Here is a 13,364-nt window from a genome sequence, read left to right on the forward strand (position 1 = left end):
AGATGCTCAGGGGACAGGAATGACGCAGAACGGGCCGCCGACCATCGTGTCGATCGCCGAGCACGCGGGGGTTTCCATCGCGTCCGTCTCCCGGGTGCTCAACGGGGTGGGTGCCCGTCCCGACACCGTGCGCAGGGTCGAAAGCGCCGTGGCGGAGCTCGGCTACGTACCGAACGCGGTGGCCCGGTCCCTCAAGGGCGGCAGGACCCGGCAGGTCACCTTCGCGATGGAGGACATCGGCAACCCGGTGTACGTCGCGATGGTCCGCGGGATCCAGGCCGTCACCAGGGCGGCCGGTTACCGGCTGCTGCTGCACTCCACGGACGCGGTCGTCGAGGACGAGCTCGCCGCGATCCACAGCCTCGGCGACCGCACCAGCGACGGCCTCATCCTCTGCCCGATCCGGATCACCGACGCCTACACCCAGGCCCTGAACGCCGCCGCGGCCCCGGTGGTGATCATCGGCTCGCTGCCCGGACACGGCCCCGTCGACAGCGTGCGCGCGGACTCGGTACAGGGGGTCGGCCTCGCCGTACGGCATCTGTACGAGACGGGGCGGCGCAGGATCGCCTTCGTCAACGGCCCGCTCGACACCGTTCCTGGACGCAACCGGGCGACCGGCTACCGGGCGGCCCTCGCCGCTCTCGGCCTGCCCTACGACGAGTCGCTCGTGGTCAGCACCGACTTCGACACCGAGGCGGGCGCCGACGCCGCCGAGCAGGTGCTGGCCGCCTCCCCCGACGCGCTGTTCTGCGCCAACGACCAGCTGGCGGTCGGCGCCGTCCGGACGCTGCACGCCCACGGCCTGCGCATCCCCGACGACATCGCCGTCGCCGGGATGGACGACAGCACCCTCGCCCAGGCCGCCTGGCCGCCGCTGACCAGCGTCGACCTGGGTTCCGTCGAGCGCGGCAGGCGCGCCGCCGAGCTGCTGCTCGCCCGGCTCGGCCAGGGCTCGGCACCCGATTCCCCCCAGCACAGCACCGCCCAACCCCGCCTTGTCGTACGCGCGTCCACCGCGCCGGCGACAGACCTGGAGAACCCGAGGTCCGCATGAGTCTCACCGCAGCCCGGGGCAACGAGGCCCCGGAGCACCGCGGCACCCCACCGCCCCGCACACCCGAGCAGCGCAAACGCGCGCTCGGTCTGGACCGGGGGGCATGGTTCCTGCTGGCGCCCGCCCTGATCCCGATCCTGGTGCTGAGCGTGGGCCCCCTGCTGTACGGCTTCTCGCTCGCCTTCACCGACTCGCAGGCCGGGCGCACCACGTCGACGCAGTTCACCGGCCTGGCCAACTTCACCGATCTGCTGCACGACTCGCTGTTCTGGGAGTCGTTCCGGATCGGGATCATCTGGGCCGTCAGCGTCACCGCGCTGCAGTTCGTGCTGGCGCTGGGCCTGGCCCTGCTGCTCAACGAGAACCTGCGCTTCCGCTGGCTGGCCCGGACCCTCGCGCTGGTGCCGTGGGCGATGCCCGAGGTGGTCGTCGGCATCATGTGGCGGCTCGTCTACCACCCGGACGCGGGCATCCTCAACAAGACCCTGATGCAGCTGCACCTGATCAGCGAGAACGTCGACTGGCTGACCAGTCTCTCGGTCGCGCTCCCGGCCGTGATCGTGGTCGGCGTGTGGGCGGGGATGCCGCAGACCACCGTGGTGCTGCTGGCCGGACTGCAGAACGTGCCGGTCGAGCTGAAGGAGGCCGCGAACCTCGACGGCGCCGGGATGTGGCGCCGCTTCACCACGGTCACCTGGCCGGCGATCAAGCCGGTGGTGATCGCCGTGACCGCGCTGAACTTCATCTGGAACTTCAACTCGTTCGGCCTGGTCTACGTGCTGACGCAGGGCGGACCCGGCGGGAAGACCCGGCTGCCGATGCTCTTCTCCTACGAAGAGGCCTTCAAGTACGGCCAGTTCGGCTACGCCGCCGCCATGGGCCTGGTGATGGTCGCCCTCATCGCTGTCTTCCTCACCCTGTTCCTGCGCAAGAAGCTGAAGGAGGAGACGGCATGAGTGTCCCCACGCGGCTCCGCGCCCGGCGGACGGCCGGTCGCACCGGCCAGTACCTCGCGCTCCTGTGCTACCTGGTCTTCCTGGCCTTCCCGCTGCTGTGGCTGGTGTCCACCGCGTTCAAGTCCCCCCGGGAACTGGGCGCGATCGACCCCACCTGGCTGCCCCGGCACCCGACCCTGGACAACTTCAGGGCGGCCTTCGACGCGCAGCCACTGCTGCACTCCGCGCTCAACAGCCTGATCGTGGCGGGCAGTGCCACGGTCATCTCGGTGGCGCTCGCGGTGCCCGCGGCGTACGCACTGGTCCGCTTCCGCAGCCGGATGACCAAGGTCGCCAACGGCTGGGTGCTGGTCAGCCAGATGTTCCCGTTCGTACTGATCATCATCCCGCTGTTCCTGGTGCTGAAGAACCTGCACCTGATCAACTCGCTGGCCGGGCTGATCGCGGTGTACGTGGTCTGGAACCTGCCGTTCTCGCTCTGGATGCTCCAGGGGTACGTCAAGGCCGTGCCCATCACCCTGGAGGAGGCCGCGTCCGTCGACGGCGCGAGCCGGCTGCGGACCCTGGTCAGCGTGGTGTTCCCGCTGCTGACGCCGGGTCTGGTCGCGACGGCGATGTTCACCTTCGTCACCGCGTGGAACGAGTTCTTCTTCGCCCTCGTGCTGCTCAAGTCCCCGGAGAACCAGACGATGTCCGTGATCCTCACCCGTTTCCTCGGCGCCGAGGGCGTCGCGGACCTGGGACCGCTCGCCGCGGCCTCCGTCATCGCCACCATCCCCAGCCTGCTGTTCTTCGCGCTGCTCCAGCGCCGGCTGGTCGGCGGCATGCTCGCAGGGGCGGTGAAGGGCTGATGCGTACCCCTACTCGCAGCCGGGGCCGCAACCGGGTCCGTACCGCGGTCACGGCGCTGGCCGCCGCTGCCGCTCTCACCTTCGTCGCGGGCTGCGGCAGCGGGAGCAGTGACAGCTCCTCGGGCCGCATCACGCTCCAATTCCTCAGCCTGGCCTGGCAGAAGGACTCCGTCGCCGCCAACAAGGCGCTCGTCGACGAGTGGAACAAGCAGCACCCCGACGTCCGGGTGAAGTACGTGCAGGGCAGTTGGGACGGCATCCACGACCAGCTGCTGACCTCCTTCGAGGGCGGTCAGGCGCCGGACATCATCCATGACGACGCCTCCGACCTCACCGACTTCGCGTACGGCGGCTACCTCGCCGATCTGCGGACGATGCTGCCGAAGTCGCTGAAGGAGGACATCCCCCAGCAGTCGTGGGGGACCACCACCTTCGACGGCGGCGTCTACGGGGTGCCGTTCCTCCAGGAGCCCCGTGTCCTGGTCGCCAACACGAAGCTCCTCAAGGCGTCCGGCGTACGGATCCCGACCGCCGCCCACCCGTGGAGCTGGTCGGAGTTCCAGCAGGTCTCGAAGAGGCTCACGGTCCAGGGGGCCGACGGCAGGACGAAGCAGTACGGCGTCGCCTGGTCGATGAAGGAGCCGGTGACCCAGTCGGTCAACGGCTCGGTCTCCACCGGCGGGAAGATCTTCGAGCGGGTGGACGGCAAGAACAAGGTGAGCTTCGACGCCGCCGACTCGGCCGTCGCCCAGATCATCAACCGCCAGATCAACCAGGACCACACCGCGCCGAAGAGCAGCCTGGGCATGGGCGGCGCCGATACGCTGCCCGGTTTCTTCGCCGGCAAGTACGCCATGGTGCCGGTGAACTTCTCCTACCGGCAGCAGATCGAGCAGCAGGCGCCGAAGGGCTTCGGCTGGACCGTACTGCCACTGCCGGCGGGCAGCGGGCCCGAGGGACGGACGCAGGGTGTCGTCCCGCAGACCCTCTCGGTCTCGCAGGACTCCCGGCACAAGCAGGCCGCCGTCGACTTCATCTCCTTCCTGACCCAGGGCAAGAACGCCGCCCGGCTCGCCCTCGGTGACTGGCTGCTGCCCAACAGCCGCACGGCGCTGAAGGATCCGGCGCTGAACACCCCCGAGAACGGCTGGCGCACGGGCAGTCAGCTCTTCGGCGAGCTGGTCCCCTCCCCCGTACTCGGGGTCCGGGGCTACGCCGAGTGGAAGGACAAGATCGCCACTCCGGCCTTCCAGGAGTACTACAACGGCTCGATCGGTCTCGGCTCGCTGCGCTCGAAGCTCGCCGGTGACGGCCAGCGGGTCCTCGACCGGTACCAACGCTGACGCCTCCCGCGCCCGCCCCTCGTACAACCCCAGAAATGAGCACGATCAGCAGCATGAGCGGCAGCCCCGATCCCTCCCCCGCAGCAGGCGAACCACCCGTGACCCGGCTCCGGGCCGAACGGGCCGACGTCCCGCGTTCGTTGCGCGACCGTGCGCGCGGCGCGCTCCTGGGTCTCGCCGTGGGCGACGCCCTGGGCGCCCCGGCGGAGAACATGAAGCCCTCCCAGATCCGGGAGCGCTGGGGCCGTATCGAAGGGTTCGTCCTGGACGAACCGGCCGGTACCGACGACACCGAGTACGCGATCTTCTCGGGGCTGCTGCTCGCCGAGCACGGCTCGGCGCTCACCGTCGCGCATGTCGAGGCGGCGTGGCACCTGTGGATCGCGGACCGCGACGAAGGGCCGTTCCGGGGCGCCGGGTTCAGTGAGCGCGGCACCCTGGAGAACCTGCGGCGCGGGCTGGCCGCGCCCATCTCGGCGCAGCACCGGCACGCGTGGAGCGACGGGCTGGCGATGCGGGCCGCGCCCTTCGGGGTGTACGCGACGGGGCGGCCCGCCGAGGCCGCCAGGCTGGTCGCGGTGGACGGCACGGTCAGCCACGACGGCGAGGGGATCTACGGCGGGCAGGCCGTCGCCGCGGGGGTGGCCGCCGCGATGGTGAGCGACAGCCCGGACGCGGTGGTGCAGGCCGCGCTCTCGGTGGTTCCCGAGGACTCCTGGACCGCGCGCTCGCTGCACCGGGCGGTGAGCGCGGCCCGCCGCGCGGTGCCCGCTCCCGACGGCAACCCGCTGCCCGTCGAGCGCGCGGTGCGCTCCGCCGTGGTGATCGGCGGGTACCCGTGGACCGATCTGGCGCCCGAGGCGGTGGGGCTCGCCTTCGGTGCGTTCATCGCGGCCCGCGGTGACTTCCGGGGGTCCGTGCTCACGGCCGTCAACATGGGCCGCGACGCCGACACGACGGCGGCCGTGGCGGGGGCGCTCGCGGGGGCGCTCGGCGGGGCGGCCGGTATCCCGGCGCACTGGGCGGACGCGATCGGCCCGGTACTCGGCAGTTGTCTGCCCGCCATGGCCGGGCGCCACATCCTCGATGTCGCCGACCGCCTCGTCCCCCGGGACGGCACACCGCACGACAAGCAGCACGGCATCCAGTACGACGACAGGCAGGCCGCCTCGTGACCACCCAGCTGACCCCGCCCGCCACCGAACCCTCCGGCCCCGGCCCCGCCGCGCGCCCTCCGCTCCGCCGGGTGGAAGGTCTCCTCCTCGGCATCGCCGCGGGTGACGCGGCGGGCTGGCCTGCCGGGCGGCACCGCGCCGCGCTGCTGCCCAACTGGACGCGCCGGCTCACCCGGGAGCTGGACACCTTCGCCGAGCAGAACGCGACCACCACCCTGCCGGTGCCCATCGCGCTCAACCAGCCGCCCGCTCCCCTGCAGTTGGGGCCCTCCGACGACGCGGAGTGGGCGACGTTCACCGCGCAGGCGATCCTGTCCGCCGCGGCGTCCGGGCGCAGTGACCTCCCCGCCCAGCAGCGGGTGCGGTCCGCGCTGGCGCTGGCCTGGAGCGCGCTCGCCGACGAGGTGGCCGCCGCGTCCGCGCGGGCGGACGAGATCGAGTCGGCGCTGATGCCGTTGCGGGCCCGGATCTCCGTACGGGCCGGGCTGGGCAATCTGGCCGCGGGGCTGCGGCCCCCGGCCACCGGCCACGACAACCCGCACCACTTCGACGACGCCGCCTGTGTGCGGGCCGCCGTCCTCGCCGTGGTGCACCCGGGCGATCCGGCCGCCGCCGCCGATCTCGCCGAGTTCGACGCCCGCTACACCCAGGACGGCGACGGGGTGCACGGCGCCCGCGCGATGGCCGCCGCGGTGGCTGCCGCGCTGGGCGGGGCGTCCGTGCAGACCTGCGTGGACGAGGCGCTGGCCCAGCTGCCCGAGGGCAGCGAGATCCGGCGCAACGCACTGCACGCGGTGGCCCTGGCCCGTGCCGCGACGGCTGCTGCCGGGCCGGGCCGGCCGGGAGTCGCGTTCGCGCTGGTCCCCGTCCTGGAGCACGAGATCGTCGACCACGTCTACAGCTACGGGATCGCCGCGGCCGAGACGGTTCCCGTCGCGCTGGCGATGACCCTCGCGGCGGGCGGCGCGCTCGCCGAGGCGGTGCCCAGCGCCGCGTGTCTGTCCCGGGTCGCCGACTCCGCGCCCGCGCTGGCGGGCGCTCTCACCGGTGCCATCGGCGGCGCCGAAGCCCTGCCCGACACCTGGCGGGACAGCTGCCGCACCCTCGTCGGCTGCGCCCTGCCCCAGCTCGCCGGCACGGACCTCGTCGAGGTCGCCGCCCGGCTGGCCTCTCCCCTGCACACCACCCCGGAAGGAACTCGCTCATGACCGCGCCCATCCCCTCTCTGGAGGACCGCACCACCGGCGCCCTGATCGGCGCGGCTGTCGGGGACGCCCTCGGCGGCCCGGTGGAGGGCTGGACACCCGAGGCGATCAGCGAGCGGCACGGCGGCCGCGTCCAGGGCATCGTGGAGCCCTTCTACAAGGAGGAGTGGCGGACCGCCCGCCCCATCGCGCCGTACCACAAGGGCGACGGCCACGTCACCGACGACACCTTGATGACCCATGCGCTGATCCGGGTCTACGAGACGGTGCGCGGCCACCTGGACGCGTACGCGGTCGCCGACCACCTGGTGCCCGATCTGATGGGCACCCCCCGCTGGATCCCCGAACTGGAGGCGGAGGCACTGCCGTTGCAGCGCATCTTCCTCGCCGAGAAGTGGATCGTGGCGCGGCTGCACTACGGGCACATCGACCCGCGCGAGGCCGGCGTCGGCAACATCGTCAACTGCGGCGCCGCGATGTACATGGCGCCGGTCGGTCTGGTCAACGCGGGCAGCCCGGCGCAGGCGTACGCCGAGGCGCTGGACGTCGCGGGCGCCCACCAGTCCAGTTACGGCCGGGAGGCCGCCGCGGTCTTCGCCGCCGCGGTCGCCGCCGCCTGCAAGCCGGGGGCGAACCCCGAGTCGGTCGTCGAGGACGTTCTCGCGCTGGCCAAGGACGGCACCCGTTCGGCCATCGAGGCGGTCTGTGAAGTCGCCGCCGGGCACCACGGGTTCGAGTCGGCGCTGAAGCCGCTGAGGGAGGCGGTGGCCCCGTTCGACACGGTCGGCCCCGAGTACCGCAAACCGTCGCTGGGTGCCCGCCGCCCGTCGAGGCTGCACTCCATCGAGGAGCTCCCGGTGGCGCTCGGCATGCTGATCGCGGGCCGCGGAGACTTCCGTGAGACGGTCCTGGGTTCCGTCAACTACGGCCGCGACTGCGACTCCATCGCCACCATGAGCGGCGCGATCGTCGGTGCGCTGTACGGAGAGAGTGCGGTGCCCGCCGAGTGGGCGACCGAGGTGGCCACCGCGAGCCGCCTCGATCTGCATGCCCCGGCCGCCGTGCTCGCGGCGGTCACCCGTGAGGTGTTCGCCCACGATCTGGAGCGGCGCCGCGAGCACGAGGCGCTGTTCCACGCCATCGCGAGGCCCCGATGACCGGCCGTGCCGTGCGGCTGACCTGGGTCCAGGCCGAGGACCTGGTGGGCCACGAGCTGCGCCAGGCCGCTCAGGACGGGCGGGACGCCGCGGCGGTCGAACGGCGCTGGACGGCTGCGGGCGGCCATCCGGCCCCCGAGCGGGCGGGGGCTTCGGCCGGGCCCACCGCTCCCGCGCTGCGGGTGCTCGCCGAGGAGATCCTCGACGAACTGGCCTGCTTGGACGCCCCGTCGGCCACCGACGAGCCCACGGACCTGGAGGCGATCAGGGCACTGTGCTCCGACTGGCCCGCGCCGCCGGTGACTTCGCCGGACCGGAAGGAGCTGCGCTCCCGCCTCGAAGCGTCCTGGCTGGGCCGCGCGGCGGGCTGTGTGCTGGGCAAGCCGGTCGAGAAACTGCCGCTCGACGGGATCAGGGCGCTCGCCCGCTCCACCGGCAACTGGCCGCTGGACACCTGGTTCACCGAGGTGGGTCTCGATCCGGAGACCGCCGCGGCCCACCCCTGGAACCGCCGCTCGCGGCCCACCTCGCTCGCCGAGAACATCGACGGCGCGCCCGAGGACGACGACCTCAACTACCCGCTGCTCGGGCTGCTGTTGCTCGACCGGTACGGGCCCGGCTTCAGCACCGCCGACGTGGCACAGCTGTGGCTGGACGAGCTGCCCGCGGGGCGTACCTTCACCGCCGAGCGGGTCGCGTACCGCAATCTGCTCTCCGGGATCGAGCCGCCGCACACGGCGGTGTACCGCAATCCGTTCCGTGAGTGGATCGGCGCGCAGATCAGGGCCGACATCTTCGGCTGGACGCATCCGGGCGATCCGGCGGGGGCCGCGGCGGCTGCCTGGCGGGACGCGGTGCTCACCCATACGGCGAACGGTGTGTACGGCGAGATGTTCGCCGCCGCGGTGATCGCGTCGGCCACCGGCGGGGACCGCGACGTGCACAGCTGTCTGCGGGCCGGTCTCGCGGTCGTGCCGCCGCGCTCGCGGTACGCCGCCGCGGTGCGCTTCGGCATCGAGCGGGCCACCGCCGAACCGCTGGGCACCGCCGAGGGGTTCGAGACGGTCGTCGACGAACTGCACGCCGCGTACGGCGACCACCACTGGGTGCACGTCCTGCCCAACGCGGCGCTGCTGGCCGCCGCGCTGACCCATGCCGACGGGGACTTCACCGGCTCCGTCTGCCGGGCGGTGTCCGGTGGCTGGGACACCGACTCGAACGGTGCGACGGCGGGCAGTGTCGCCGGGCTGCTCGCGGGCGGCCCCCGGGCCCTGCCCGCGCGCTGGACCGCTCCGTTGAAGAACCGGCTGGCGACCACGGTCGGCGGTCTGGACGGCATCGGCTTCGACGAACTCGCCGAACGCACACTGCGCCACGTACCGGAGCACCCACTCCCGGGACACGCGCTGCGAGTAAGGAACGACGGATGAACGACGACCCGACCGACACCCTGCCGACCGACACCCTGCCCACCGACACTCCTCGGCCCGCTCCCCTGGAGGGGCTGCGCGTCCTCGATCTCGCCACGCTCTTCGCGGGGCCGCTGGCCGCGACGATGCTCGGCGACTTCGGCGCCGACGTCATCAAGGTCGAACACCCCCGCAAACCCGATCCCTCACGCGGGCACGGTCCCAGCAAGAACGGCACCGGGCTGTGGTGGAAGCTGCTGGGCAGGAACAAGCGGAACATCACCCTCGATCTCTCGTCGCCGGGCGGTCGCGAGGTGCTGCTCAAACTGGCGGCCGAGTCCGACGTGATCATCGAGAACTTCCGTCCCGGCACCCTGGAGAAGTGGGATCTGGGCTGGGCGGAGCTGTCGGCGGCGAACCCGCGGCTGGTACTGGCCAGGGTGACCGGCTTCGGCCAGTTCGGCCCGTACTCCCGGCGTCCCGGCTTCGGTACGCTCGCCGAGGCCATGAGCGGTTTCGCCGCGATGACCGGCGAGCCGGACGGGCCGCCGACTCTGCCGCCCTTCGGCCTCGCCGACTCGATCGCCGCGCTCTCCACCGCGTACGCCGTGATGGCGGCCCTGTCGGGGCGGGACCGCACCGGGCGCGGGCAGGTCGTCGACATGGCGATCATCGAGCCGATGCTGGCGGTGCTGGGGCCGCAGCCGCTCTGGTACGACCAGCTCGGCTACGTACAGCCGCGCACCGGCAACCGCTCCAACAACAACGCGCCGCGCAACACCTACCGCACCCGGGACGGCAAGTGGGTCGCCGTGTCGACCTCCGCGCAGTCGATCGCGGAGCGGGTGATGCGGCTGGTGGGACGCCCCGAGTTCATCGACGAGCCGTGGTTCTCCTCCGGGGCGCAGCGCGCCCGGCACGCCGACGAGCTGGACGAGGCGGTCAGCAGCTGGATCGGCCGGCACGACAGGGCCGATGTGGTGGCGGCGTTCGAGGAGGCCCAGGCGGCCATCGCGCCGGTCTACGAGATCGGGGACGTGATGGAGGACGAGCAGTACCGCGCGCTGGGCACGATCACCGAGGTGCCGGACGAGGAGCTGGGCACGATCCGGATGCAGAACGTCCTCTTCCGGCTCTCCGAGACACCGGGCGCCATCAGGTGGGCGGGCCGGCCGCACGGCGCCGACACCGATGACGTGCTGTCCGGGCTCGGTCTCGCGGCCTCCGACATAGCCGGGTTGCGCGCGTCCGGAGCGGTCCGATGAACACGCCCCTGACCTGGCTGTACGTACCGGGTGACCGGCCCGAGGTGGTGGCTAAGGCGCTGCTCAGCGGCGCCGATGTGGTGCTGGTCGACCTGGAGGACGCGGTCGCGCCGGACCGCAAGGCGTACGCACGGGACGCCACCGTCGAGTTGCTCGCCGACGTGGCCCCCGGGCCCACCCCGGTCCATGTCCGGATCAACGCGCTGGACGGCCCGCTCGCCGAGGCCGATGTCCGCGCCGTCGCCGGACTCCCCGGTCTGGCCGGACTGCGGCTGCCCAAGGCCAACAGCGCGGCGGACGTACGCCGGGTGGCCCGCTGGGCGGCCGGGGCGGGAGGCCGGTCCGGCCTGGCCCTGTATCCGATTCTGGAGTCGGCGCTGGGAGTGGAGCGGGCCTACGAGATCGCCACGGCGACCCCCACGGTGCGCGGCCTGGCCCTGGGCGAGGCGGACCTCAGGGCGGATCTGGGCATCCGGGACGAGTCGGGTCTGGCCTGGCCGCGCAGCCGTGCGGTGGTGGCCGCGCGGGCGGCGGGCCTGGCCCCGCCCGCCCAGTCGGTGTTCACCGACGTACGCGATCTGGACGGGCTGGCCGCGTCCTGCGAACGGGGCCGGGCGCTCGGGTTCCTGGGGCGCGCGGCGATCCATCCGCGGCAGCTGCCGGTGATCGAGCAGGCCTATCTGCCCACCCCGGCGGAGATCCGCGCGGCGGAGGACATCGTGCTGGCGGCGGTCACGGACGAGGGTGCGCTGGCGCTCCCGGACGGGCGCTTCGTGGACGCGGCGGTGGTGGCGGGCGCGCGGCGCACGCTGGAGCTGGCGGGCCGGCGGGAGAGCGCCTGACGCGGGCCGGTCCTGCCCCGGCGGGGAGAACGCAGAGGGCCGCCCGGCTCGTGCACGGCCGGGCGGCCCTCTGCGTCGCAGCTGCGTGGGGTGTGTCAGGCCTTCTCGGCCTTCGCTTCCGCGCCGCCCCCACCGGTCTCGGCTCCGGCGGCCACCACATCGGCGGTGTCCGCTGCCTCCGCCGTGTCCTCGCTGTCGGCAGCGGCCTCGGTGTGCACAGCGTCCTCGCTGCCGGCAGCGTCCTTGGCCGGTGCGGCGTCCTCGGCGTCGGCAGCGTCCTTGGCCGGTGCGGCGTCCTCGGCGTCGGCCACGCTCTCCGTGTCGGCCACGTTCTCGGCGTCGGCCACCGCGGCGGGCTCGACGATCTCCTCACGGCCCGGCCGGAGCTTCGCCGAGACGACGAAGTACGTGGTGGCCAGCAGGAACATGATCAGCGCGGTCCAGTCGTTGAGCCGCAGTCCGAGGATGTGGTGCGCGTCGTCGACCCGCATGTACTCGATCCAGCCGCGCCCCACGCAGTACGCGGCGACGTACAGCGCGAACGCCCGCCCGTGTCCGAGCTTGAAGCGGCGGTCGGCCCAGATGACGAGCAGGGCGACACCGACGCACCAGAGCGACTCGTAGAGGAAGGTCGGGTGGTACGTCCCGGCGACCCGGTTCGTCCCCTCGCTGATCTTCAGCGCCCAGGGCACGTCCGTCGGCTTGCCGTACAGCTCCTGGTTGAACCAGTTGCCCCAGCGGCCGATCGCCTGCGCGAAGGCGAGCCCGGGGGCCAGTGTGTCGGCCCAGGCCGGCAGCGGGATGCCCCGGCGGCGGCAGGCGATCCAGGCGCCGACCGCGCCGAGCGCGACCGCGCCCCAGATGCCGAGGCCGCCTTCCCAGATCTTGAAGGCGTCGACCCAGTCCCGGCCCGGACTGAAGTACAGCTCGTAGTCGGTGATGACGTGGTAGAGCCGACCGCCGACCAGGCCGAAGGGCACTGCCCACACGGCGATGTCGGCCACCGTGCCGGCTCTGCCGCCCCGGGCGACCCAGCGCTTGTTCCCGTACCAGACGGCAACGAAGACACCGATGATGATGCAGAACGCATAGCCGCGCAGCGGGATCGGTCCGAGATGGATCACGCCGGTCGACGGACTGGGGATGTAGGCAAGGTTCATGGCATCGCCGACGCTACATTGCCGGGCGGGTCATCGGGCAACCCACCCGGCAACGTATGAGTAACGAGCCCCGCCGGACCGGGCTCGGGGACCGGCCCCGGAGGGCCGCCCCGGAGGCGGTCAGGCGGAGGGGGTCGGCGAGACCGTGCCCGCCTTCTTGCCCTTGTTCGCCTCGGTGACCCACTTCTTCAGGCTGTCGGGCGAGATCTGCTCGTTCCCCTTCTTCGGGAAGACCGATTCGCCGTTGAGCTGGACGGTCGGCGTGCCGCTGAAACCGCCCTGCTGGAAAGCCGTGTTGGACTTCTTCACCCAGCTGTCGTGCTTGCCGCTGTTGACGCAGGAGGTGAAGGCGGCCGTCGTCAGCCCCTTGACCTTGCCCGCGAGCGCGATCAACTGGCTGTTCTTGGCATAGGGGTCCTGGGTCTCCTCGGGCTGGTTCTCGTAGAGCACGTCGTGGTACTGGGGGAACTTCCCGGCGTCCTGCGCGCACGCGGCGGCGTTGGCCGCGCGCAGTGAGCCCGAGCCGCCCATGTTGGTGTCGATGAGCGTGGCGAGGTGGTACTCGACCCTGAGCTGCCCCGAATTCTCCAACTCGTGGATGGTGCTGCGGAAGCCGTTCTCGAACTGGCCGCAGGCCGGGCACCGGAAGTCCTCCCAGACCGTGAGCGTGGACGGCGCGTCGCTCGCGCCCACCGGGACCGCCAGGCTGTCCTTCCCGGTCGCTCCGCTCGGCGCGACGACCGGGCTCGCGCTGTCGCTGCTGCTGTGCTTGCCCGTCTGGGACGCGAACACGCCGATCACGGTGGCCACGGCCAGGACGGCCACCACCGCGGCGCCGACGATCACTCCCCGCTTGCGCCGGTCACGGGCTTTCTGCTTCTCGCGCTCTTCGATGAGCCGCTCTCGGGCGGCCCTCTTCGCGTCTCGGTTCTTCTCGCTCACAC

At 72.3% G+C, this 13,364-nt stretch carries 12 protein-coding genes; 10 read left to right on the forward strand and 2 right to left on the reverse strand.

The genetic code is table 11. The annotated features are described in order from the left end of the window. The first annotated feature begins 19 nt into the window (after positions 1–19). From OG709_RS08115 to OG709_RS08160, 10 genes are read left to right on the forward strand one after another with little or no spacing between them, the layout of a single operon-like run. Complete coding sequence (locus tag OG709_RS08115; RefSeq protein ID WP_250303759.1) at positions 20–1,057, forward strand: LacI family DNA-binding transcriptional regulator; 1,038 nt, start codon at positions 20–22, stop codon at positions 1,055–1,057. Beyond that, the gene (locus OG709_RS08120) at positions 1,054–2,013 is read left to right on the forward strand and encodes a carbohydrate ABC transporter permease (protein WP_250303758.1); all 960 of its coding nucleotides are present in this window, start codon (positions 1,054–1,056) and stop codon (positions 2,011–2,013) included. Before OG709_RS08115 ends, OG709_RS08120 begins: the two co-directional genes overlap by 4 nt. Continuing rightward, positions 2,010–2,864: a carbohydrate ABC transporter permease gene (locus OG709_RS08125; RefSeq protein WP_250303757.1), complete on the forward strand. Its 855-nt coding sequence runs from the start codon at positions 2,010–2,012 to the stop codon at positions 2,862–2,864. Before OG709_RS08120 ends, OG709_RS08125 begins: the two co-directional genes overlap by 4 nt. After that, positions 2,864–4,207: an ABC transporter substrate-binding protein gene (locus tag OG709_RS08130; RefSeq protein ID WP_250303756.1), complete on the forward strand. Its 1,344-nt coding sequence runs from the start codon at positions 2,864–2,866 to the stop codon at positions 4,205–4,207. Before OG709_RS08125 ends, OG709_RS08130 begins: the two co-directional genes overlap by 1 nt. A 35-nt stretch (positions 4,208–4,242) precedes the next feature. Beyond that, complete coding sequence (locus tag OG709_RS08135; protein ID WP_374211331.1) at positions 4,243–5,382, forward strand: ADP-ribosylglycohydrolase family protein; 1,140 nt, start codon at positions 4,243–4,245, stop codon at positions 5,380–5,382. Between the two features lie 8 nt (positions 5,383–5,390). Continuing rightward, positions 5,391–6,590 carry an ADP-ribosylglycohydrolase family protein gene (locus tag OG709_RS08140; RefSeq protein ID WP_250303873.1) on the forward strand — a complete coding sequence of 400 codons (1,200 nt, stop codon included), beginning with the start codon at positions 5,391–5,393 and terminating at the stop codon, positions 6,588–6,590. Then, positions 6,587–7,744 (forward strand): ADP-ribosylglycohydrolase family protein, encoded by a 1,158-nt coding sequence (locus tag OG709_RS08145; protein ID WP_266643604.1) that lies wholly within the window; start codon positions 6,587–6,589, stop codon positions 7,742–7,744. Before OG709_RS08140 ends, OG709_RS08145 begins: the two co-directional genes overlap by 4 nt. Then, positions 7,741–9,174 carry an ADP-ribosylglycohydrolase family protein gene (locus tag OG709_RS08150; RefSeq protein WP_266643602.1) on the forward strand — a complete coding sequence of 478 codons (1,434 nt, stop codon included), beginning with the start codon at positions 7,741–7,743 and terminating at the stop codon, positions 9,172–9,174. The genes OG709_RS08145 and OG709_RS08150 overlap by 4 nt, the downstream gene beginning before the upstream one ends. Next, positions 9,171–10,418 (forward strand): CaiB/BaiF CoA transferase family protein, encoded by a 1,248-nt coding sequence (locus OG709_RS08155; RefSeq protein WP_329165418.1) that lies wholly within the window; start codon positions 9,171–9,173, stop codon positions 10,416–10,418. The genes OG709_RS08150 and OG709_RS08155 overlap by 4 nt, the downstream gene beginning before the upstream one ends. Continuing rightward, the gene (locus OG709_RS08160; RefSeq protein WP_250303752.1) at positions 10,415–11,260 is read left to right on the forward strand and encodes an HpcH/HpaI aldolase/citrate lyase family protein; all 846 of its coding nucleotides are present in this window, start codon (positions 10,415–10,417) and stop codon (positions 11,258–11,260) included. The genes OG709_RS08155 and OG709_RS08160 overlap by 4 nt, the downstream gene beginning before the upstream one ends. Positions 11,261–11,355: 95 nt before the next feature. Here the strand turns inward: OG709_RS08160 and lgt are convergent, their stop codons facing one another. Together lgt and OG709_RS08170 are read right to left on the reverse strand one after the other, a co-directional pair. Next, complete coding sequence (gene lgt, locus OG709_RS08165; RefSeq protein WP_329165421.1) at positions 11,356–12,420, reverse strand: prolipoprotein diacylglyceryl transferase; 1,065 nt, start codon at positions 12,418–12,420, stop codon at positions 11,356–11,358. 120 nt (positions 12,421–12,540) lie between these two features. Further along, on the reverse strand, positions 12,541–13,362 hold the full coding sequence (locus OG709_RS08170; protein ID WP_329165422.1) for a DsbA family protein: 822 nt from the start codon (positions 13,360–13,362) through the stop codon (positions 12,541–12,543). Positions 13,363–13,364 lie beyond the last annotated feature (2 nt).

It is taken from the genome of Streptomyces sp. NBC_01267 (assembly GCF_036241575.1).
Classification (GTDB): Bacteria; Actinomycetota; Actinomycetes; order Streptomycetales; family Streptomycetaceae; genus Streptomyces.

Excerpts from the sequence above, each read along its gene's own strand:
- OG709_RS08115 (WP_250303759.1), top strand. The coding sequence starts at position 20 with ATGACGCAGAACGGGCCGCCGACCATCGTGTCGATCGCCGAGCACGCG.
- OG709_RS08130 (WP_250303756.1), top strand. The coding sequence starts at position 2,864 with ATGCGTACCCCTACTCGCAGCCGGGGCCGCAACCGGGTCCGTACCGCG.
- OG709_RS08120 (WP_250303758.1), top strand. The coding sequence starts at position 1,054 with ATGAGTCTCACCGCAGCCCGGGGCAACGAGGCCCCGGAGCACCGCGGC.
- OG709_RS08155 (WP_329165418.1), top strand. The coding sequence starts at position 9,171 with ATGAACGACGACCCGACCGACACCCTGCCGACCGACACCCTGCCCACC.
- lgt (WP_329165421.1), bottom strand. The coding sequence starts at position 12,420 with ATGAACCTTGCCTACATCCCCAGTCCGTCGACCGGCGTGATCCATCTC.
- OG709_RS08135 (WP_374211331.1), top strand. The coding sequence starts at position 4,243 with ATGAGCACGATCAGCAGCATGAGCGGCAGCCCCGATCCCTCCCCCGCA.
- OG709_RS08160 (WP_250303752.1), top strand. The coding sequence starts at position 10,415 with ATGAACACGCCCCTGACCTGGCTGTACGTACCGGGTGACCGGCCCGAG.
- OG709_RS08150 (WP_266643602.1), top strand. The coding sequence starts at position 7,741 with ATGACCGGCCGTGCCGTGCGGCTGACCTGGGTCCAGGCCGAGGACCTG.
- OG709_RS08145 (WP_266643604.1), top strand. The coding sequence starts at position 6,587 with ATGACCGCGCCCATCCCCTCTCTGGAGGACCGCACCACCGGCGCCCTG.
- OG709_RS08125 (WP_250303757.1), top strand. The coding sequence starts at position 2,010 with ATGAGTGTCCCCACGCGGCTCCGCGCCCGGCGGACGGCCGGTCGCACC.